Source organism: Pseudarthrobacter sp. LMD1-1-1.1, from assembly GCF_040676255.1.
Taxonomy (GTDB): domain Bacteria; phylum Actinomycetota; class Actinomycetes; order Actinomycetales; family Micrococcaceae; genus Arthrobacter.
Window position 1 is genome coordinate 978220 of the sequence record NZ_JBEGHP010000012.1, and the last position, 20092, is coordinate 998311.

Consider the following 20092-nt stretch of genomic DNA (forward strand, 5'->3'; position numbering starts at 1 on the left):
AGCTGGGGTAGCGGCTGGCCATGGCGGGCTACTTGGCCAGGTCGTAGACGGTGGAATTGCCCACGGTCTGGGCCTGGAAGTTGGCCTGCACCCAGGCCGCCACCTCCGAGTTGCCGCCCCGGCCGCCCATCCCGCCACCCATGCCGCCGCCCTGGATGTAATATCCGATCTCGCCCTTGGACACCATGTCCTGGAACTGGGCGAGCGTGGGGTACGGATCCCCGCCGTTCCAGCCGCCGAGTGCGATGACGTTGGTGTTCGTGGCAAGTTCCAGGCTTGCTGCCTGGCTGGCGCCGGAGACGATCGCGGACCACTTCGTGGTGGTGGAGGAGAGCAGCGCGGTCACTGCGGCATCGGCCGTTCCCTCACCGGGGCCGCCGGCCCCGCCGGGACCACCGGCGCCGTCGGCTGCGCCGCCCATTCCGTTTGCGGGGTCAAACCTGTCGGTTCCGGTGGCGGCGTCCGTACCGCCGGTGCGGTCGCCGCGGAAACCAGCTGCCCGGTTCCCAAAGCCGCCTGCCGCCGAACCTGCAGGCCCCGACGTCGGAATGGAACCCGAATGCGCGGACGCTGCGGTGGCCACGGTCCAGGCACCCGCCCCGAGTCCTCCGGCCAGGAGGGATACGACGACGACGGCGGCAGCGCCCGCGCGCCGGAACCGTCCGGCGGTGCCGAGGCCGTCAACGCGGAGCAGCAGGCCGGCGGCGGCAAGGACGCCAAGGACGATGACGACGATGCGCAGCCAGGGGAGCCAGTACGCGTCGCGGCCCAGGAGGACAGCCGACCAGATGGAGGTGCCCAGGACCGTTGCGGCCAGGACAATTCTGGCCGGCCAGGACGCCCGGCCGCGCCAGAGTTCCACGGCACCGGTTCCCACCAGTGCCGCGATCGCCGGTGCCAGCGCCACAGAGTAGTAGGGGTGGACAATGCCGCTCATGAAGCTGAACACACCCGCGGTGACCAGGAGCCAGCCGCCCCACAGGATCAGCGACGCGCGGCCCATCGAGGTGCGGACTTCCCGCCGGGTGAACCAGAGGCCGGCAACCAGCAGGACGAGGGCGGCGGGCAGCAGCCAGGACACTTCGCCGCCAAAGCTCGTCCCGAACATCCGCAGCAGGCCAGCAGCGCCGCCGAATCCACTGTTGCCGCCGCCGAAACCGCCGCCGGGCCCGCCGGCCGCTCCGCCGCCGGGCCCGCCGGCCGCTCCGCCGCCGGGCATGCCTTCACCCGAGCCGGTGATGCGGGCCAGGCCGTTGTAGCCGAAGGTCAGCTCCAGGAAGCTGTTGGTGGTGGACCCGGCCATGTACGGGCGGGCTGAAGCCGGGGTCAGCTGGAAGAGGGCGATGTAGCTGCCGGCCACCACGATGATGCCTCCCAGTGCGCCCATGAGGTGTGCCAACCGGCGGCCGATCGGGGTAGGGGCGGCCCACAGGTAGGCCAGTCCCAGCGCCGGAACGACCAGGAAGCCCTGCAGCATCTTGGTGAGGAAAGCCAGTCCGATCACGGCTCCGGCCGCAACAAGCCACTTCCAGCCAGCCCGTTCGATGGCCCGGATGGTGAAGTACGCCGCCAGCACCAGGCACAGGGTGAGCATGGCGTCGGGGTTGTTGAACTTGAACATGAGCGCAGCCACTGGCGTCAGCGCCAGCGCTCCGCCGGCCAGCAGCCCTGCGGCCGGTCCTGAGACCCTCTTGACCGCCAGGTAGAGGACGCCGACGGCGGCCACGCCCATGAGTGCCTGGGGCACCAGCATGCTGAGGGACGAGAACCCGAAGATGCGGGCCGCCAGGGCTGGAATCCACAGTGCCGCCGGGGGCTTGTCCACCGTGATGGCGTTTCCGGCGTCGAGCGATCCGAAGAGGAACGCGGTCCAGTCCTTGGTGCCCGCCTGGATGGCGGCGGCGTAGAACGAGTTCCCGTAGCCGGTGGCTGCAAGGTTCCACAGGTACAGGACCGCCGTGGCCACCAGGAGCGCGGCGGCCGAGGGGCGCACCCAGCGCGGTTGGCTGCCGAACGCGTAGCGCGTCCAGCGCGGGGTGGGTTGTGGAGCTCCTGTGGCAGAGGCCGGGCCACCGGCGTTTGCGGGCAGCGGTGTGGCAGTTGAGCCGGCGCCTGCCGGTGAGATGGTGGAGGTCATGGTGCACCCGTTTCTGTGGAGGTGGTGGCGTGGGTTGTCTTGTTGGTGCCGGCTCCCCGGAAGACCCAGAGCCGGAACAGCAGGAACCGCACTGCCGTGGCCGCCAGGTTCGCCGCGACCACGGTGAGGACTTCCATCCACCGGTCGGGCGTCGTGGTCCGGTGGACCAGGGCGAGCGCCCCGGAGGTGAGCACCAGGCCGATGCCGAACACAATCAGCCCCTCAAAATGGTGCCGGACCGGGTTTCCGCCCTGGATCCCGAACGTGAAGCGCCGGTTGGCCCCGGTATTGGCCACGGCCGTGACCAGCAGGGCCAGGAAGTTGGCCAGCTGCGGATCCATGAAGCCCCGGCAGAACAGGAAGATCAGCAGGTAGGCCAGCGTTGAGGCGGCGCCGATGGCGGCGAACCGGACCAGTTGGCCGAAGAGGCTGCTGCCGCGGGTCTGTTCGCCAGCCCGCGACGACGCCGGGAGCGGACCCCTGGCAAGGGCGGCGCGCAGTTCCGGAACCGGGATGCGGCCGTAGACCAGGTCCCGGGTGAGCCGGGCCATTCCACGGACGTCGGCCAGCGCCGTGCGGACCACGTCCACGCTGGAGTCGGGATCGTCGACCCAGTCCACGGGAACTTCGTGGACGCGCAGGCCGCAGCGCTCAGCCAGGACCAGGAGCTCGGTGTCGAAGAACCAGGAATTGTCCACGGTGTAGGGGAGGATCTGCTGCCCGACGTCGGCCCGGATGGCCTTGAACCCGCACTGGGCGTCACTGAACCGGGCTGCCATCAGGGAGTGGAGCATCAGGTTGTAGCTGCGCGAGATGAACTCCCGCTTGGGTCCGCGGACAACCCGGGAGTTGCGGGTCAGCCGGGTGCCGATTGCGAGGTCGGAGTGGCCGGAAATCAGGGGGGCCAGCAACGGGGGCAGGGCTGCCAGGTCGGTGGAAAGGTCCACATCCATGTAGGCCAGGACCGGCGACGGGGACGCGAGCCATACCTTGCGCAGCGCGTTCCCGCGGCCCTTCTCATCAAGGTGGACCACGGCGACCTCCGGGAACTCGCGGGCCAGCCGTTCGGCGATCTTCAAGGTCCCGTCCGTGCTGGCGTTGTCCGCCACGGTGATCCGGAAGCTGTGCGGAAAGGTGTCGCGCAGGTGTCCGTGGAGCCTGCGGAGGCATTCCTCAAGGTCGCGCTCCTCGTTGAAGACGGGGATGGTGACATCAAGGACGGGGACTGCGGTGCGCGTGTTCACGGGGGCACGCCGTACGGCACGTCCCGGGGAGGGAAGGCCCGGCGGCGCCACCGCGGCGTCCTGCAGGGTTCCTGAAGTGTGGTCGGTGAGCGTCATGCATCAAGAGTGGCGCCGCCTGATTTGAAGGCTTTAGGCACAACCTGTGACGCGGCTGTGTAAGTCAGGGCGCTTCAGGGCTGCGCGGGCCCGGCCGCCGGAAGGCGGACCGCGAACTCGGTCCTGCCCGGCCGTGACACCAGTTCCACGGTGCCGCCGTGGGCCATGACAATGGATTCGACAATGGACAGGCCCAGGCCGGAGGAACCCTCGGAGCCGGAGCGGGCGGCGTCGGCCCGCGTGAAGCGCGAGAAGATGCTGCCCTGGAATTCGGCTGGGATGCCGGGCCCGTCGTCGGTGACCGTGACCACCACACTGCCGTCGGCCGAGCGCATCACGCCGGTGGTCACGGTGGTGCCGGCCGGGGTGTGCTTGCGGGCGTTGGAGAGCAGGTTGGCCAGCACCTGGTGGAGCTGGGTGGGGTCCCCGCGGACCGTGACGGGTTCGTCGGGCAATTGCAGCTGCCACGCGTGGTCCGGGGCCATGACCTTTTCGTCGCTGACGGTTTCCACCACCAGCTGGGTCAGGTCCACGTCGGTGGCCTCGGTTGCCTTGCCCTCATCCAGCCGTGCCAGCAGCAGCAGGTCCTCCACCAGCGCGGTCATGCGCTCCGACTGGCTTTGAACCCGCCCCAGCGACTTCTGGCCGTCCTCGGTCAGGGGTTCGGTCATGCGCATCAGCTCGGTGTACCCGCGGATGGCGGTCAGCGGTGTTCGAAGTTCATGGGAGGCGTCGGCAACAAACTGGCGCACCTTCGTCTCACTCCGCTGGCGTGCTTCCAGCGCACTGGAGACGTTGTCCAGCATCAGGTTCAGGGCGTGGCCCACGCTGCCCACCTCGGTGGTGGGATGCGCCGCAGAGGGCGGCACGCGGACAGCGAGCGCAACCTCACCGGCGTCCAGGGGGAGCTTGGACACTTTGGTGGCGACGTCGGACAACTGTTCCAGCGGCCGCATGGTCCGGCGGATCAGGGCAGTGCCGGCCAGCCCGATCAGGACCAGGCCGCCCAGCGAAACCAGCACCATGGTCAGGACCAGCGAGGCCTCGGTGCTTTGTTTCGTTGCCAGCGGCAGGCCGGTGATCACAACATCGCCGTATGGGGTTTCGGTTGCCATCAGCCGGTAGTCGCCGTTGGACAGCTCACGGTCCACCGGCATGCCGTCGTGGGGGAGTGCCTGCAGGGTGGCCGCGTCCCCGGCTGTCAGGGCTGTGCGGGTGGCGTCCGAGGAGAGGAAGCCCGCTTCCCGGCTGACCTGTCCGCCCACCACCCTTGCATTGAGCGTTCCCACGCTTTGTCCGCGTGCGTCGAGGGGGTCGGGACGGCCGGAGGGGTTGCCTTCCGGCGGCCGGCCGCGGGATGCCAGCCTCAGCTGGGCGTCCAGCTGGTTGGTGAGGACCACATCCATGGAGGCATAGCTGACCACGCCGATCGCACTGGAGATTGCCACCAGGAGGGCCATGGAGAGCAGGATCAGCCGGGTGCGGAGGTGCCAGGTTGAGGGGTTGAACCAGGAGCGGCCGGCAGGCCGGGGGACACCGGAAAGAGACACGCTTTTCCTCCGGCTAGTCGGCGGGCTTGATGACGTAGCCCGCGCCGCGCACGGTGTGGATCATCGGCGGATGGTTCGCTTCGATCTTCTTGCGCAGGTAGGAGATGTACAGTTCCACGATGTTTGCCTGGCCACCGAAATCGTAATCCCACACGTGGTCAAGGATCTGGGCTTTGCTCACGACGCGTTTTGGGTTTTCCATCAGGTAGCGGAGGAGTTCGAACTGGGTGGCCGTCAGCTGGATGTCGTCCCCGGCACGGGTGACTTCCCGGGTGTCCACGTTGAGTACCAGGTCGCCCACCACCAGCTCGGCGGTGTCCATGGCAGCCACCCCGGAACGCTGGACCAGGCGGTGCAGGCGGAGCAGGACTTCCTCCATGCTGAAGGGCTTGGTGACATAGTCGTCCCCGCCGGCGGCCAGCCCCACGATGCGGTCCTGGACGTCGTCCTTGGCCGTCAGGAAAAGCGCGGGCACCTCCGGCGCGAAGGCGCGGATCCTGCCCAGCAGCTCCACGCCGTCGAACCCTGGCAGCATGACATCGAGCACCAGGACGTCCGGGTGGAAGTCCTTGGCGAGCTTCACGGCAGTGGGCCCGTCGCCGGCCACGGCCACCGACCAGCCTGCCATGCGCAGGCCCATACTCATCAGTTCCGACAGGCTGGGCTCGTCATCCACCACCAGGGCGCGGATCGGGGAACCGTCCGGATGGGTGAGCTGGGGAAGGTTGTTGGTCATGGGGTGCGGGGATGCCATGGGACAACTCTCCGATCTGTCGGTTTGCCGATGCTTTGACGTTGCTGTGTTCCGGCTGTGAGCTCCAGCCTAGCCACCTGTGACCCGGCGAGGTGGCGGTCTGGCATGTGCCCTGGCAGGTCACAGGCAGGCTTGGTCCGCCGCACAGCCCCTGCACAGCAAAGCGGCACAGCCTGTAGGGACAACAGCACCACCACCGACACCGACGACTTCTTGGAGAAAGCCATGGAACAGCAAGGCAACGCCTACCCCGGGGCAGCAGGCCACAACGGCCAGGCGGACCCGTCAGCAGAAGGCCGAAAGCAGCCGGGCCAACCGGCCCCGGTGTGGGAAGGCGCGGCAGATGGTGCCGCCCGCGACGGTGCCGCCCAGCGCTGGAACGCCCCCGTTCCCGGTTCGCCTTCTGCTGCGTGGGGTACGACGACGGCGCAGGGCCAGGTGCCCGACTCCGGTATGGGATGGGGCGCACCCAGGCAGTACGCACCCACTGATTCGACCCGGGCAGGGAAAGGGAACTGGACCGCGAAGAAGGGCCTCCTGGTGGGTGGCATCGCGGTGGTGGTGGCAGCGGCAGCCGGTGCCGGCGCCTATGCTGCCGGAAACGGGAGCGGAACGGCTTCAGCGAACAATGGCCAGGGCGGCACGGGTGCCATGGGCCAGTTCGGCCCGGGGAGCCAGGGCGGCATGACCGGTCCGGACGGCCAAAGCAGCATGGGTGGCGGCATGGCAGGTGGCATGGACGGCGGCATGGGAATGGACGGCGGGCCTGGTGGCCTGGGGATGGGCTCGGCAGGGCTCAACGCAGCCGTCCACTCCGAATACGTTGTCCTCCAGGGCTCCAGCTACGTCACCATGGCGGGGCAGGCAGGCACCGTCACCGAGATCTCCGGCACGTCCATGACCGTAAAGAGTGAGGACGGGTTGTCCCGGACCTACGCCGTGGGATCAGACGTCCAGGTGACCCAGGGGATGCGGCAGCGGGGCGGAGGTTCCACCGGCACCACGCTCAGCCTCTCCAATGTGACCGCAGGGGCCAGCGTCCGGGTGACCGCCCTGAAGAATTCGGACACCTACACTGCCGAGACCATCCAGCTGGCTGCAGCCACCACCGCCACCACCCCCAGCCAGGGCACCAGCAGTAACTGACGGTGGCCTGAAACGATGTTTGGACTGTCCTGCCTCCGGCTCAGCGGCGTTCGCGGGCAAAAAAATCTGCTGGGGGCAGGACATCGGTTGGACACGCCGCAGAGGTCCGGGGCTGATTCCACGTCAAACGGTTGAATTTCGGACACATTCGGTAATCTGCGATATCAGCGAAGATTCTTCTGAAGAGCATCAAATTTCGGCCGTTTGCCGATTCGAGTGTCCCAAATCATCCCCGCTGCCGAAATAGTGACATGCAGCACAATTTCCGGATCTGTCTCACAATGCGGACGATTCGGTCCATTGTTACTTGCAAGTTGGCATTGTTACGCGGCACACTTCCAATGTGAACAAGAACTCAACAGCACCTGCAGCCGCAGAATATTGGCCCAGCACATCCGCTGCTGCCGACATGCGCTGTTGTCGAATGCACGCCTGACCTTCCCACCCACCGAAGTTCTTAGGCATTCGCCCCCAAGCCCAGCGTCGGGCGTCCCTCCCCGGTCCGCGTGACGGGGAAACCAGCATTCGAGCCGCGGAGCCGGCCATTTCACATTGAGGTAAGCATTCATGTCAGTTGCATCCGGATACGTCCACATCTCTGTCCGTAACGCCGCCAAGGCCGGCCAGGCCACCGGCCTCCGTCCCGGCTTCGGCCCGCGTCCCTCGCTTGCTCCCTCCGCATCCGGTAGCAGCTTCCCGGCCCAGGGCTTCGCCCCGCAGGGTTACAACCCGAATTCCTACGGCCAGCTTCGCGCCGTGCATCCCGCCGAGTCTGCTCCCGTTACTGCCCCTACCCCTGTGGTGCCAGGTGCAAACCAGGTCCGCCCGGTAGCCAACGACAACGTTGCCCGCGGGTTCGTCCTCTACATGGGCATCGATGAGGAGACCGCGGCGGCAGCAGGCACCTCCATCGCCAAGCTTGCGCAGGAAATCCGCGCCTACGCCCAGTCGCTCGTCTCCGGTGCCGAAAGCTACGCAGCCGTGGCGGTCGCGCCGGCCGGCACCCCCGGTTCCGCGCTCGACGTCGTCCGCTCCACCTTTGGCGACCCCACGGTCAACTCCCGCCAGCGCACCGAAACCCCGCGCCCTGCCCAGCCGCAGGAACCGCGTCCCTCCGGTGTGCTCATCGACCTCGCCCGCCGCGAAGTCCACCTCGACGGCGAATCCCTGAACCTGACGTTCAAGGAGTTTGAGCTCCTGAACTACCTCGTTGAAAACGGCACCCGCACCGTGGGCCGTGACGAGCTCCTCGAGGGGCTATGGCGCAACGCCGAAGAAGTGCCCAACGAGCGCACCATCGACGTCCACATCCGCCGCCTCCGCTCCAAGCTCGGCCGCCTCGCCAACACCGTCCGCACCGTCCGCGGCCAGGGCTACCGGTTCTACGAGCACCCGGAGGTTGTTGTCTGGGCCGCTCCGGAGTACTCGATCTAGGAACTTCCTCGCCTTCGCTCGTGTCACTGTGGGCATGCTTTTGATGTCCCGTTTGTAGCTGCGCCCTGAATTCGCGGGCTTTGTCTCATTGCACGCCCATGAAAGCGTGCTCTGCGTGACGCTGCTTCTGGTGGTTCCCGCCAGCTAGGCTTGGGCCATGAGTTCGCACCACGTTCGACGCCTCGTGATCATGCGCCATGCCAAGGCTGACTGGCCCGGCGGCGTGGCTGACCACGAGCGGCCGCTTGAGGAACGCGGACACCGGGAGGCGCCGCTGGCCGGGCGCTGGCTGCTCAACCACAACATCGTCCCGGACTTCATTCTGTGCTCCAGTGCCCTGCGCACCCGGCAAACCTGCACCTGGGTGTGCTCCGAACTCGGCGACAAGGCCCCCACGCCCAAACTCGAAGACGGCCTGTACGCGGCATCGGCGCTGCGGATGCTGACAGTGGTCAACCATGTGCCGGACACCGTGACCACGCTGATGCTGATCGCGCATCTGCCGGGCGTACAGGACCTGGCCATGCACCTCGCCTCGCGGGATTCCGACCACGACGCCTACATGGACGCCGCCACCCGTTTCCCCACCAATGCCCTCACCGTCCTGGAGACGGAGAAACCGTGGGCGGAACTCGACGGCCAGGACGCCCGGATTACCCGGTTCGCGGTGCCCCGGGCCCACTAGCTGCAGCTCCACTGCCGGCAATCCCGCGCAGCAGCGCGGCCACGTGCCTGATGCCCGGGCTGGCCGTCATGGTCCTGCGATGGACCAGCCCCACCTGCCGGGCCTGGATGGGGTTAACTACAGGAACGGCCACCACGTCCGGAGGCAGTGCCGGCCGTCCCAGGCGGGGCACCAGCGCAACGGCCACCCCCTGCTCCACCAACGCAATGTGGGTCGCAAAATCGGGGTCGTAGATCCTGATGTCCGGGACCCGCCCAAGATCGGCGAAAATCCGCAGGAGCGCTTCATTGCAGATGGCGCCGTCGGGCGTACTGATCCAGCGTTCGTCCACCAGTTGTGCCGGCTCCACCTCCGCCTGGCGTGCAAGCGGATGACTGCTGTGCACCAGGACGTCCGCCACGTCCTCGCAGAGCCATTCAAGCGTCAAGTGCTCCGGGATCACCAGCGGCACCGAGTTCCAGTTGTGCACCAGGCCAAGGTCTGCCTCGCCGTTGGCAACCCTCGCCACCGCCTCGCGCGGGTCCTCGGCCAGGACGGACAGGTCAAGCGCGGCCCCCGACTGACCGATCCGCGCCAGCAGCGGGCCCACCAGCCCCCTGACGGCAGTGGAAAAGGAAACCACGCGGAGGCTGCCGGTGGGTTTGGCCGGATCCGCCAGGAGCGTGGACTCAAGCTCCTCGAGCTCGGCCAGGATGCGCCGGCCGTACGCCGCCAGGGCCAGCCCGCGCTCGGTCAGCAGGACGCCGCGGCCGCGGCGCTCCAGGACTGCGAAGCCGCCCTCCTTCTCCAGCTTCTTCACCTGCTGGGAAACGGCCGACGGGCTGAACCCCATCGCCTCCGCGGCGGCAATGACTGTGCCATGCTGCTCAATGGCCGCGAGGGCACGCAGCGACCCGATATCAATCATGAAGCAAAGGTACATGATTCAGTGCTGAATTAGGCGCTGGTGCTTCATCCGCTGCTCTGCCACAGTAGGAGCGTGAACCTCCGTGATTCCCTCCTTGCCGTCGTCGTGGCCCTGCTGTGGGGCCTGAACTTCGTGGCCATCGACATTGGGCTCCACGCGGGCGGCCAAAATTTTCCCCCGCTGCTGTTCGTGGCCATGCGCTTTGTCCTGGTGGTTGTCCCGTGGATCTTCTTTGTGCGGAAACCCGCGGTGTCCTGGAAGGCCATCATCGGCGTGGGGCTGTTCATGAGTGCGGGCCAGTTCGGCCTCCTTTACCTGGCCATGGCGCTGGGCTTGCCGGCGGGCCTCGCATCGCTGGTGCTGCAGGCACAGGTGCTGCTGACGGTCATGCTCGCGGCGGTGTTCCTCGGTGAGCGGCCCAGCCGGCGCCAGTTGGCGGGGGTGGCGCTCGGCGTGGCCGGACTCGCCCTCGTGGCGGTGGGACGCAGCGCCGTGGCGCCGCTGCTCCCGCTGGTCATTGTCCTGGCCGCGGCCCTGTCCTGGGCCGCCGGGAACGTCATTGCCCGGAAGGCCAGGGCAGCCTCGGGCCTGGGGCTGGTGGTGTGGTCCGGCGCCGTGGTTCCGCTTCCGCTGGCAGCGCTGTCAGTGCTGGTCGATGGCCCGGGAACCGTGTGGCAGTCACTGTCCTCTCTTCAGGCACCCACCATGCTCAGTGCCCTGTACACCGCTGTTTTCGCCTCACTGGTGGGCTACGGAATCTGGAACCGGCTCCTGGCCACCCACCCGTCGTCGGCCGTGGTTCCGTTCACCTTGCTGGTCCCGGTAGTGGGCATGAGCGCTGCGTGGCTGGTCCTCGCGGAGGTGCCGTCACCGACGGAGCTGGCGGGCGGAATGCTCCTGTTGGGCGGCGTGGCGACGGCGGTGCTCACCCGGGCCGGAGGCCGGCGTCAGCGGCGGGGGAGCGGGCCGTTGCCGGATCTGGGTGCCGGCCTGGGCGAAGGTGGCGCGGACGACGACGGCCGCCGGGCTGCGGAGGACGTTCCCCGGGCGGGGGTTCGGGGAGCCGACGTCCGCTGAGCGGCAGATCCTTGGACGCCGGCTCCCTGGCCGCTTGTCCTGGGTGCGCCTGTCTTGGGTGCGCCTGTCCGGGGCGTGGCGGATCTGGGTGCGGCAGCGCGGGGGCCGCGCGCCGCCGTCGGGCCGGTCCGCTGTGAGGTCCCGCGCTGTGATGGGCCGCGCTTGGCCGCCTGCCGAGGCGCCGGCCTGCGCGCCGCAGCCGTCCGTCGCTGCCCCGGCCACAGGGCACCCAGGAAGAGGACCCCGAACGTGGCCACCAGGGCGCCCGCAGCGCCGATGAAGTAGTTGTCGGGATCGTCGGTGGGCAGCGGGGTTCCCAGGAAGGAGGACTGGCCGTCGAACGCCAGCTCCCACGTGCTGAGGAATGCCAACGAAAAGCCAAGGGCGAGGGCGGTCCCGGCGCCGGCTGCAAACAGCGCAAAGCGGCGCCGCCTCACCAGGACCTCGGCCACAGCGGCCAGGTAGGCCAGCCCCAGGACTCCCAGGAACGCGAGGAACACCGGCTCTGCGAGGGTCATGGCCGTGAGCACCAGCAGCCCTGCAGCAACGACGCCGCAGATCACCGCGAACTTTCCGCTCTTCCCCGTATGGCGCATGTGCTCCATCATCCCTGAGGAGCTGGCCCCTTCAGGACGTAGCCGCGCATGATGGCCATGATTGCTGCAACGCTTTGGTCACGGGTGCGCTCGGGGTTGTACGTCTGCCGGTCCAGGCCCACCACGAAGCACGCACCGAAGATGGCTGTTTCCAGGCTTCCCCTGGACACGGAATCGTCCACCGGGTAAGCCTCGGCCACTTTTTCCACGGCCTGGCCGATGACTTCCAGTAGCTCCCCGCGCAGGACGGAAAACGTGCCCTGCCATTCGCTGGGAATCCGCCAGTTTTCGCTGACCCACAGGCGCGCGAAGGACGGGTACTCCGCCATGAAGTCCATGGCCTGGCCGATCATCGCCTCCATGGCGAGCAGCGGGTCGCGGCCCGTTGCTCCGCCGTTGGCGGCCTCGAGCAGCCGCGCCTTGAGGATGTCCACGCCGTGCCGTAGGAGCTGCGCGATCAGCTCCGACTTGCTGCCGAAGTTGTAATAGACGGTGCCCTTGGAGACTCCGGCAGCTGCCGCGATCTCATCCACGGTGACGCTGGCGGCCCCGCGCTCGCCGATCAGCTCCATGGAGGCGTCGAAGAGCTTCTGGCGGGTGGCGTTGGTCCGGGCGGGCCGCAGCCCCTTGCCCGCGGACGTGGGTTCGGTGGTCATACCGCGATCTCCGGCTTCAGGGTCTTGAGTGTCCAGTACTTGTTCTTGCGCACCGCGAGCGTGGACATGGCCGCGCCCAGCACCGTGTAGCCCAGCAGGCCCACGAAGGTGGGGGCAATCATGGACAGGTCCCCGCCGTAGACCAGGTGCCGCATTCCGGTCACCACGTATCCCATGGGCAGGATCTGGTGCACCACATGCAGCGGCTCGGGGGTGGTCTGCCACGGGAACGTGCCCCCGGATGACACCAGCTGCAGGACCAGCAGGATGAGCACCACCAGCTTGCCGGGGGAGCCCAGCAGTGCCACGATGCCCTGGATGAGCGCGCTGAACGCCATGGCGGCGGCCAGCATCAGCAGCCACATCAGGACCGGGTGGGCGGGATTGAGCCCCAGCGCGAGGTCCGCCACCAGGGTCAACAGGGACGCCTGCACCACCGAGACCAGGAAGAAGGGCAGCCAGCCGCCCAGGGCGATCTTCCACGACGGTGCGTTGGAGGCCAGCGCCCGCTGCGTGATGGGGCGCATGGCCTGCACCAGCATGAAGATCCCGATCCACATGGCGAGGGTGAGGAAGAACGGTGCCAGTCCTGCGCCGTACGATCCGGCCTTGGCCTGCGAGACGTTGCTGACCGCCACGGGATCCGCCATCACCTGGGACAGGTTGCTCTTCTGCGCGTCGTCGGGGTTGGGGACCTGTCCGGCACCCTTGCCGATCTCATCGGAGAGGGTGCGCGAACCTGTGGCGGCCTGTCCCGCCCCGTCCGAGAGCTGGGCGGCCCCCGCATCAATCTTCCGCGCTCCGTCGGCAAGGCCGGCGGCGCCGTCGACGGCGGACTGCTCACCGGCTGCGAGCGCGGCGGCACCCGTGTGCAGCTGGTCAGCCCCTGCCGAGGCCTGTGCGATGGCACCCTTGAGTGCCGGCATCCCGGCTGCGAGCTGGGCTGCGCCGACACTCACGGCCTCGGATCCGGTGGCCAGCTGCTGGACCTGGGCAGCATCCGCCTGGATTTTGCCCTTCGCAGCAGCCATCGGGCTGGCCGCGGCGGTGGCATCGAAATCGGCCAGGACTTTGTCCGCCTGCGCCTGGGTGAGGACGCCTGACGCGACGAGCCTGCTGTTGGACTCCACCACGCGGTTGCGGAGGCCCTGGTCCACCGCCTCCAGCTGGGCCGCCACGTCCTGCACCTTGGTGTTCAGCTGTGCGTTCCCGGCGGCAACCTGGGCGGCGCCGGAAGCGAGGGTCTGGGTGTCGGTGGGCAGGGTGGCTGTCTTGTCCTTGAGGACTGCCAGGCCGCTGCTGAGCTGCCCCGCGCCGTCGGTTAGCTGGTTGGCCCCGTCCCGCAGCTTGAGCTGGCCGGCGTACAACTGGTCCGCGCCGCTGCTCAGGGCTGAGGTCCCTTCGTGGAGGGTGACAGTTCCGTCCCGGAGCGTGGCGACGCCGTCGGCCAGCTGGGAAGCGCCGTCCGCCGCCTGGACCATCTTGGAGTGGATGGTGCCGAACCCGGTGAGCAGCTGGTTGGCGGTTTCCTCGCCCACTTCCTTGGCCACCGTGGTGTGCACGGCAGTGGTCAGCTTGTCCACGATGGTGCTCAGGAGGTAGTTGTTGGCATCGTTTGTGGTCACGTTCAACATGGCCTGGCTGGCCGAGTCAAAGCTGCCGGGGGAGACCAGGTTGGCGGAGAAGTCCTTCGGGATCTTCAGCGCAAAAGCGTACTGGCCGCTGCTGACGCCGGCATCGGCTTCCGTCGAGCTTTCCACCGGCACCCAGTGGAACACGTTGCCCTCCACCAGGCTGTCCGCCACCTTCGCCCCTGCCTCAAGGCGCGTACCGTCGGCGTTGGTGGCGCCGGAGTCCTCCACCACCAGGGCAGCATCCAGGTTGTTGAGGTGGCCATAGGGATCCCAGTTGGCGTACAGGTAAACGGCGCCGTAGAGCAACGGGACCATGGTCAGCGCCAGGATGGTCAGCTTGGGCAGGAGCCCACCGGTCATGCGCTTCAGTTCGGAGCGGGCCAGCCGCAGGACAGTCACTTGGCAACCTCAGTTTCGAGTTTGGTTTCCTGGTTTTCCGCCTCACGGACGGTTTCCGCGGTCTCTGCTTCCCCAGTCTGTACGGCGTGCTTGCCGGCGGGGGCAGGCTCGGGTGCGGCATTGCCGATCCCGGCCACCGGGCCGTTCCACGAGGCGGGGACGGCACTGACTGCCGCCACGACGGCGAGCGGCCGGCCGGCGTCGTACGCCAACTCCCGGAGGCGCGGCAGCCAGGTGAGCTCATCCGCACTGTGGCGGTCCGGCGAATCGACCACCAGCAGGTCCGTGCGGGGGTTGGCCAGCGCCAGCGCGGTCAGCAGTTCAAGCCGCCGCCCGGGTTCCAGCTGCTCGGTCCACAGGCCCGCGATGTCCTCGAAGCGGTTGACCTTGAGCCAGGGGCCGCTGAGCAACGCTCCCCGGTAGCGGCGGGGTATCAGGGCGAGGTCTTCGGTCACCAGGTCGCGGACGCTGAGGTGCTCCTCGGGTTCGTTGACACCCGGGGAATCCACCAGGGCTGCGGCCAGGCGGAGCTGCTTGGTGCGGGAACCGCCGTCCCAGCTGAGCTGCCCGGCGGCTGCCCTCATCCTGCCGCTGAGCAGCAGGGACAACGCCGTGCGCTGGTCCTGCCTGTCGCCGGTCACGAGCAGCAGTTCACCGCGCGCCACCCCCAGGGAGGTGGGGGGAAGCAGCGGGTCCCGGCGTCCTTTGGCCTGGAGCTGGTGTGCTGAGAGCAAGGAATGCCTTTCGCAGAAGAAGTCTGCATCAAGGCTAACCGAACTGACTGGTCAGTTCAAATAGAACTCAGAGACCGTACTTCTCCAGGAGGCGGAGCCACACCTCACTGATGGTGGGGTAGGAGGGGACGGCATGCCACAGGCGGTCCAGCGGCACCTCACCCACTATGGCGATGGTGGCGGCGTGCAGCAGTTCCGCCACATCCGGGCCGGCGAACGTTGCACCGAGGAGCACCTTCCGGTCTTCGTCGACCACCAGCTGGGCCCAGCCGTCGTAGTTCTCCGAGTGGAGGGACGAGCCGGCAACCTGGATGGGCAGCTCCACGGACGAGGCGTTGTACCCGTCCTTCCTCGCCGCCTTCAGGGTCCGTCCCACGCCGGCCAGTTCGGGGTCCGTAAAGACCACGCTGGGCACGGCATGCTGGTTGGCCGTCTGCGCGTAGCGCGTCCAGTCTTCCGGTGTCCCCTTCAGCCCGCCCCTGGCCCGGGCGGCAATGGCGTCACCCGTGGCGCGGGCCTCGTATTTGCCCTGGTGGGTGAAGAGGTTCTTGCCGGCGGCGTCGCCCACGGCGTAGAGCCAGGGATCGTCGCCGGGTATTTCGCGGACCAGGCCCGAGGCGTCCGTTGACAAGGACAGATGGCCTGATTCGTCGGGCTCGAAACCCACGCTTTCCAGGCCCAGGCCCTCCAGTGCCGGGTGGCGGCCGGTGGAGACCAGGACCTTGTCCGAGGTGACGGTGGTTCCGTCGCCAAGGCTTACGGTGAGGGTTCCGTCGTCGTTTCCACTGATCCGCTCCGTCGCGGTGTGCAGCCGGAGTTCGACGCCGTCCGCCCTCAGTCCCGCGGCGACCAGGGCCGCGGCCTCTTCCGGAAGAGTGCCCAGCAGTGCGCTGCGTGCCACCAGGGTAACGCTTGAACCAAGCCGGGCGAAGGCCTGGGCCAGCTCTGCTCCGGCCACACCGCCGCCCAAAACCGTCAGCCGGTCCGGGACCTCGCTGGCCGACGTTGCTTCGCGCGTTCCCCAGACCTGCACGTCCTGCAGTCCCTCAATGGGCGGCGTGTTGGGGGCGGAGCCCGTGGCAAGCACCACGGCATGCCGGGCCCGCAGGAGGTGCTGCGTGCCGTCCAGGCCGGCCACCGCGACGGCCTTCGGCCCGGTCAGCCATGCATGGCCGCGCACCAGTTCGATGCCGGTGTCCTTGACCCACGAAACCTGGCTGTCATCCTGCCAGTTGGAGGTGAAGTAGTTGCGGCGCTCCAGGACGGCGGCGGCGTCCAGGGTGCGCGTGACCGCCTCCTTGGCCCCCGGGGTGGTCTGTGCCCCGTGGAGCGCGGTGCCGGGCCGGAGGAGTGCCTTCGATGGCATGCACGCCCAGTAGGAGCATTCGCCGCCCACCAGTTCCGCTTCCACGAGGACGGCCGTCAGGCCGCCCTGGACCACGCGGTCGGCCACGTTTTCCCCTACGGCGCCTGCGCCGATAACAACAACATCAAATTCGCGCCCAGCGGCCTCGGGATTCATGACCAAAGCCTAGCCGGGGACGGCCGGCCTGACAGCACAAAAAAGGTCCGCACCGGCGAACCGGTGCGGACCTTGTTGGTGCGCCCAAAGGGATTCGAACCCCTGACCTTCTGTTCCGTAGACAGACGCTCTATCCAGCTGAGCTATGGGCGCATTCCGTGTCCCGGGAGAAGAACCGCTCTCCCCGAACCTCGAATTACTTTACGCGAGGCGGGGCCCGATGCCAAATCGAAGCGGCTGTAATCTGTGCAACTAGACCGGTATAGGTGACCTTCGTCACTTAATCGGCGTTTTCGCGGCAATAATTCCTTGATTTCCCGCGGAATTCACTTTCGGTGACCGGATATGTCAGTCAAGCTCCCCAAAAACTCCACTGGTCCGGACCATAGCATTTAGGACACACCGATGAACCCGAGGAAGGGAACTGCAATGGGCGATCTGGCGCAGAAGCCGCTGCTTGAGAAAGCACCCACCACACATGCCGGCCTGCTGGCATGGGTCGAAGAGGTTGCTGAGCTTACGCAGCCGGACCGCATCTACTGGGTTGACGGCTCCGAAGAGGAAAACACCCGCCTCACGGACGAGCTCGTTGCTGCCGGTACCCTGACCAGGCTCAACCAGGACCTGTTCCCGAATTCCTTCGCCGCGTTCTCCGACCCCGCCGATGTGGCCCGGGTTGAGGAGCAGACCTTTATCTGCTCCGAGAACAAGCGCGACGCCGGCTTCACCAATAACTGGATGGACCCGCGGGAGATGAAAGACAAGCTGCGCGGCCTGTTCGCCGGTTCCATGCGGGGCCGCACCATGTACGTCATCCCGTTCGTCATGGGACACCTCGACGCCGAGGACCCCAAGTTCGGCGTCGAAATCACGGACAGCGCCTATGTTGTTGCGTCCATGCGCATCATGGCCAACGTCGGCACCGCAGTGCTGGACAAGATCACCGCGACCAACGCCTTCTTCGTTCCGGCCCTGCACTCGCTGGGTGCACCCTTGGCGCCCGGCCAGGAAGACGTGGCATGGCCCTGCAACCCGGACAAGTGGATTGTCCACTTCCCCGAGGAGCGCTCCATCTGGTCCTTCGGCTCCGGCTACGGCGGAAACGCCCTGCTCGGAAAGAAGTGCTACGCCCTGCGCATCGCCTCGGTCATGGCACGCGACGAAGGCTGGCTGGCCGAGCATATGCTCATCCTCAAGCTGACCTCTCCCGAGCGGAAGACCTACTACGTCTCCGCCGCCTTCCCCTCCGCCTGCGGCAAGACCAACCTCGCCCTGCTGGATCCCACCATCGAAGGCTGGGAAGTGGAGACGCTGGGCGATGACATCACCTGGATGCGGATCGGCAAGGAAGGCGAACTCCGCGCCACCAACCCGGAAGCAGGCCTCTTCGGTGTTGCCCCCGGCACTGGCTGGGGCACCAACCCCAACGCCATGCGCGCCATCGCCAAGGGCCACAGCATCTTCACCAACGTCGCCCTGACCGACGACGGCGGCGTGTGGTGGGAAGGAATGACGGACGAGGTTCCGGCGCACCTGACCGACTGGCAGGGCAACTCCTGGACCCCGGATTCGGACAAGCCCGCCGCGCACCCGAACTCCCGCTTCTGCACGCCGATCGCACAGATCGACATGCTTGCCGAGGAGTACTACAGCCCCGAGGGCGTGGAGCTTTCGGCCATCCTCTTCGGCGGACGCCGCAAGACCACTGTTCCGCTGGTCACCCAGGCCCGCAGCTGGACCAACGGCATCTTCATGGGCTCCACCCTGTCCTCCGAGACCACGGCCGCGGCCGCCGGCCAGGTTGGCGTGCTCCGCCGCGATCCCATGGCCATGCTGCCGTTCATCGGCTACGACGCCGGCGACTACCTGAAGCACTGGATCAGCGTCTCCGGCAAGGCCAACCCGGAACGCCTGCCCCACATCTTCCTGGTGAACTGGTTCCGCCGCACGGCCGACGGCGGCTTCGCCTGGCCCGGCTTCGGCGACAATGCCCGCGTCCTCAAGTGGGCCATCGAGCGCATCGAGGGCAAGGCCGACGCCGTCGAGACCCCGATCGGATACGTCCCCGCCGGGCACGCGCTGGACCTCACCGGCCTGGACCTCACCCACGCCCACGTGGAGGACGCCGTCCGCGTCGACCGCGAGGAGTGGGACACTGAGCTCGCCTCCATCGAGGAGTGGTACGCCAAGTTTGGCGACTCGCTGCCCGAGGCCCTGCGCTCCGAGCTCGATTCCCTGAAGGCCCGGATGGCCCAGCACTAGCAGCCGCCCCACCTTCCATGCGGCGACGGCCCCGCACCTTTTCGAAAAGGTGCGGGGCCGTCGTCGTTCACGAAGGCGCCGGAAAATCAGCTGGCGAGCCAGATGTCCGGGCCGAAGACCTCGTAGTGGATCTTGGTGGCCGGGATGCCGGCGTTGATGGCCTCGTTGCGGATGTTCTTCATGAACGGCAGCGGGCCGCAGAGGTACAGGGAGGCGTCGGCCGGCAGGTCGACTTCACGCAGGGACATGAATCCCTGCTTGGCGCCGTCCACCGGCTTCTCCAGCCAGAGCTGCAGTTCGGCGCCGTCCAGGCGTTCGACGTCGTCCGTCATCTGGCTGCGCAGGGCCCAGCTGTCCAGGGTGCTCTCGGCGTGAAGCACCAGGACCTGGCGGTCGGAGCCGGACTCGGCGAGGGAACGGAGGATGGAGGCGGTGGGGGTGCAGCCGATGCCGGCGGAGGCCAGGACGACGGGTCCGTCGCCTTCCTTGAGCGTGATCTCGCCGTAGGGGTTGGAGATCTCGACGACGTCGCCCACCTGGACGGTGTTGTGCAGCACGGGGGATACCTCGCCGCCGTCGTCCAGCTTGGTGGTGAAGGTGCGGCTGGTGCCGGCGTCGCCGGAAAGGGAGTACTGGCGCACCTGGCGCAGGCCGTCCGCAACGGCCACCTTGACGCTGATGTACTGGCCGGGAAGGGCCGGGGTGACGGGGGTGTCGTCCGCGGGCTCCAGGGTGAAGGTCATGGAACCGGTCCCTGCGGGGGTCTTGGCCGCCACGCGCCACGGCATCCACATTTTGTCGTTGGCCTGGGCTGCGTACAGGCCCTTCTCGAGCTTGATCAGGGCATCGGCCATCAGCCAGTACACCTCGGTCCAGGCTTCGGCGATCTCGGGCGTGATGACCTCGGCCAGGTCCTCGGCGATGGCGCCGAACAGGTGCTCGTAGACCACCTGGTACTGCGGTTCGGTGATGCCCAGGGAGGCGTGGCGGTGGGCGATGCGGGAAAGGACCGTCTCCGGCAGGGTGCCCGGGTTGTTCACCAGGTGGGTGGCGAAAGCGGCGATACTCCCGGCCAGGGCCTGCTGCTGGTTGCCGGAGCGCTGGTTGGAGCGGCTGAACAGGCCATCCATCAGTTCGGGGTGCGCCGCGAACAGGCGGGCGTAGAAGTTGGGGGTGATGGAACCGATCCGGGAGCCGACCAGCGGCAGGGTGGCCTCAATGACGGGGCGGGACTTGTCCGAGAGCATCTGTACTCCTGA

Annotated in this window: 15 protein-coding genes and 1 tRNA gene; 5 read left to right on the forward strand and 11 right to left on the reverse strand. The window is 67.6% G+C overall.

Annotated elements, in window-relative coordinates; genetic code table 11:
- Window positions 1–28: 28 nt before the first annotated feature.
- From MRBLMD1_RS10195 to MRBLMD1_RS10210, 4 genes are all read right to left on the reverse strand, one after another.
- Complete coding sequence (locus tag MRBLMD1_RS10195; RefSeq protein ID WP_364399214.1) at window positions 29–2137, reverse strand: glycosyltransferase family 39 protein; 2109 nt, start codon at window positions 2135–2137, stop codon at window positions 29–31.
- A complete protein-coding gene (locus MRBLMD1_RS10200; RefSeq protein ID WP_364399215.1) occupies window positions 2134–3477 on the reverse strand; it encodes a glycosyltransferase in 1344 nt (447 codons plus the stop codon). Before MRBLMD1_RS10200 ends, MRBLMD1_RS10195 begins: the two co-directional genes overlap by 4 nt.
- Before the next feature lie 74 nt (window positions 3478–3551).
- Window positions 3552–5027 (reverse strand): sensor histidine kinase, encoded by a 1476-nt coding sequence (locus MRBLMD1_RS10205; RefSeq protein ID WP_364399217.1) that lies wholly within the window; start codon window positions 5025–5027, stop codon window positions 3552–3554.
- Between the two features lie 13 nt (window positions 5028–5040).
- Window positions 5041–5781 (reverse strand): response regulator transcription factor, encoded by a 741-nt coding sequence (locus MRBLMD1_RS10210; RefSeq protein ID WP_159632959.1) that lies wholly within the window; start codon window positions 5779–5781, stop codon window positions 5041–5043.
- A gap of 225 nt (window positions 5782–6006) precedes the next feature.
- Between MRBLMD1_RS10210 and MRBLMD1_RS10215 the strand changes: the two genes are divergently transcribed.
- The 3 genes from MRBLMD1_RS10215 to MRBLMD1_RS10225 all read left to right on the forward strand — a co-directional run bounded on the left by MRBLMD1_RS10215 (window position 6007) and on the right by MRBLMD1_RS10225 (window position 9046).
- Window positions 6007–6927 (forward strand): hypothetical protein, encoded by a 921-nt coding sequence (locus MRBLMD1_RS10215; RefSeq protein ID WP_364399219.1) that lies wholly within the window; start codon window positions 6007–6009, stop codon window positions 6925–6927.
- 567 nt (window positions 6928–7494) lie between these two features.
- Window positions 7495–8361 (forward strand): winged helix-turn-helix domain-containing protein, encoded by an 867-nt coding sequence (locus tag MRBLMD1_RS10220; RefSeq protein WP_159632957.1) that lies wholly within the window; start codon window positions 7495–7497, stop codon window positions 8359–8361.
- Between the two features lie 157 nt (window positions 8362–8518).
- Window positions 8519–9046 (forward strand): SixA phosphatase family protein, encoded by a 528-nt coding sequence (locus MRBLMD1_RS10225; protein WP_159632955.1) that lies wholly within the window; start codon window positions 8519–8521, stop codon window positions 9044–9046.
- Here MRBLMD1_RS10225 and MRBLMD1_RS10230 read toward each other — a convergent pair.
- Window positions 9015–9953, reverse strand: a complete 939-nt coding sequence (locus MRBLMD1_RS10230; RefSeq protein ID WP_159632953.1) for a LysR family transcriptional regulator — start codon at window positions 9951–9953, stop codon at window positions 9015–9017. The genes MRBLMD1_RS10225 and MRBLMD1_RS10230 overlap by 32 nt on opposite strands.
- 72 nt (window positions 9954–10025) lie before the next feature.
- On the opposite strand from MRBLMD1_RS10230, the gene MRBLMD1_RS10235 reads away from it, so the two are divergent.
- A complete protein-coding gene (locus MRBLMD1_RS10235) occupies window positions 10026–11030 on the forward strand; it encodes an EamA family transporter (RefSeq protein ID WP_364399222.1) in 1005 nt (334 codons plus the stop codon).
- A 604-nt stretch (window positions 11031–11634) separates the two neighbouring features.
- Here the strand turns inward: MRBLMD1_RS10235 and MRBLMD1_RS10240 are convergent.
- From MRBLMD1_RS10240 to MRBLMD1_RS10260, 5 genes are all read right to left on the reverse strand, one after another.
- Window positions 11635–12282, reverse strand: coding sequence for a TetR/AcrR family transcriptional regulator (locus MRBLMD1_RS10240; RefSeq protein WP_224024916.1), 648 nt, complete (start codon window positions 12280–12282; stop codon window positions 11635–11637).
- Window positions 12279–14315 (reverse strand): YhgE/Pip domain-containing protein, encoded by a 2037-nt coding sequence (locus tag MRBLMD1_RS10245; RefSeq protein ID WP_364399224.1) that lies wholly within the window; start codon window positions 14313–14315, stop codon window positions 12279–12281. Before MRBLMD1_RS10245 ends, MRBLMD1_RS10240 begins: the two co-directional genes overlap by 4 nt.
- Window positions 14312–15049 carry an ABC transporter ATP-binding protein gene (locus tag MRBLMD1_RS10250; protein ID WP_364399226.1) on the reverse strand — a complete coding sequence of 246 codons (738 nt, stop codon included), beginning with the start codon at window positions 15047–15049 and terminating at the stop codon, window positions 14312–14314. The genes MRBLMD1_RS10245 and MRBLMD1_RS10250 overlap by 4 nt, the downstream gene beginning before the upstream one ends.
- A 67-nt stretch (window positions 15050–15116) precedes the next feature.
- On the reverse strand, window positions 15117–16571 hold the full coding sequence (locus MRBLMD1_RS10255; RefSeq protein WP_364399228.1) for a dihydrolipoyl dehydrogenase family protein: 1455 nt from the start codon (window positions 16569–16571) through the stop codon (window positions 15117–15119).
- 76 nt (window positions 16572–16647) lie between these two features.
- Window positions 16648–16724, reverse strand: a tRNA-Arg gene (locus MRBLMD1_RS10260).
- 276 nt (window positions 16725–17000) lie between these two features.
- Between MRBLMD1_RS10260 and MRBLMD1_RS10265 the strand changes: the two genes are divergently transcribed.
- On the forward strand, window positions 17001–18833 hold the full coding sequence (locus MRBLMD1_RS10265) for a phosphoenolpyruvate carboxykinase (GTP) (RefSeq protein ID WP_364399230.1): 1833 nt from the start codon (window positions 17001–17003) through the stop codon (window positions 18831–18833).
- Window positions 18834–18919: 86 nt separating this feature from the next.
- On the opposite strand, the gene MRBLMD1_RS10270 is transcribed toward MRBLMD1_RS10265, so the two are convergent.
- Complete coding sequence (locus tag MRBLMD1_RS10270) at window positions 18920–20080, reverse strand: globin domain-containing protein (protein WP_224024926.1); 1161 nt, start codon at window positions 20078–20080, stop codon at window positions 18920–18922.
- Window positions 20081–20092: the final 12 nt, after the last annotated feature.

Excerpts from the sequence above, each read along its gene's own strand:
- MRBLMD1_RS10270 (WP_224024926.1), bottom strand. The coding sequence starts at position 20,080 with ATGCTCTCGGACAAGTCCCGCCCCGTCATTGAGGCCACCCTGCCGCTG.
- MRBLMD1_RS10230 (WP_159632953.1), bottom strand. The coding sequence starts at position 9,953 with ATGATTGATATCGGGTCGCTGCGTGCCCTCGCGGCCATTGAGCAGCAT.
- MRBLMD1_RS10240 (WP_224024916.1), bottom strand. The coding sequence starts at position 12,282 with ATGACCACCGAACCCACGTCCGCGGGCAAGGGGCTGCGGCCCGCCCGG.
- MRBLMD1_RS10200 (WP_364399215.1), bottom strand. The coding sequence starts at position 3,477 with ATGACGCTCACCGACCACACTTCAGGAACCCTGCAGGACGCCGCGGTG.
- MRBLMD1_RS10220 (WP_159632957.1), top strand. The coding sequence starts at position 7,495 with ATGTCAGTTGCATCCGGATACGTCCACATCTCTGTCCGTAACGCCGCC.
- MRBLMD1_RS10225 (WP_159632955.1), top strand. The coding sequence starts at position 8,519 with ATGAGTTCGCACCACGTTCGACGCCTCGTGATCATGCGCCATGCCAAG.
- MRBLMD1_RS10255 (WP_364399228.1), bottom strand. The coding sequence starts at position 16,571 with ATGAATCCCGAGGCCGCTGGGCGCGAATTTGATGTTGTTGTTATCGGC.
- MRBLMD1_RS10265 (WP_364399230.1), top strand. The coding sequence starts at position 17,001 with ATGGGCGATCTGGCGCAGAAGCCGCTGCTTGAGAAAGCACCCACCACA.
- MRBLMD1_RS10195 (WP_364399214.1), bottom strand. The coding sequence starts at position 2,137 with ATGACCTCCACCATCTCACCGGCAGGCGCCGGCTCAACTGCCACACCG.
- MRBLMD1_RS10210 (WP_159632959.1), bottom strand. The coding sequence starts at position 5,781 with ATGGCATCCCCGCACCCCATGACCAACAACCTTCCCCAGCTCACCCAT.
- MRBLMD1_RS10215 (WP_364399219.1), top strand. The coding sequence starts at position 6,007 with ATGGAACAGCAAGGCAACGCCTACCCCGGGGCAGCAGGCCACAACGGC.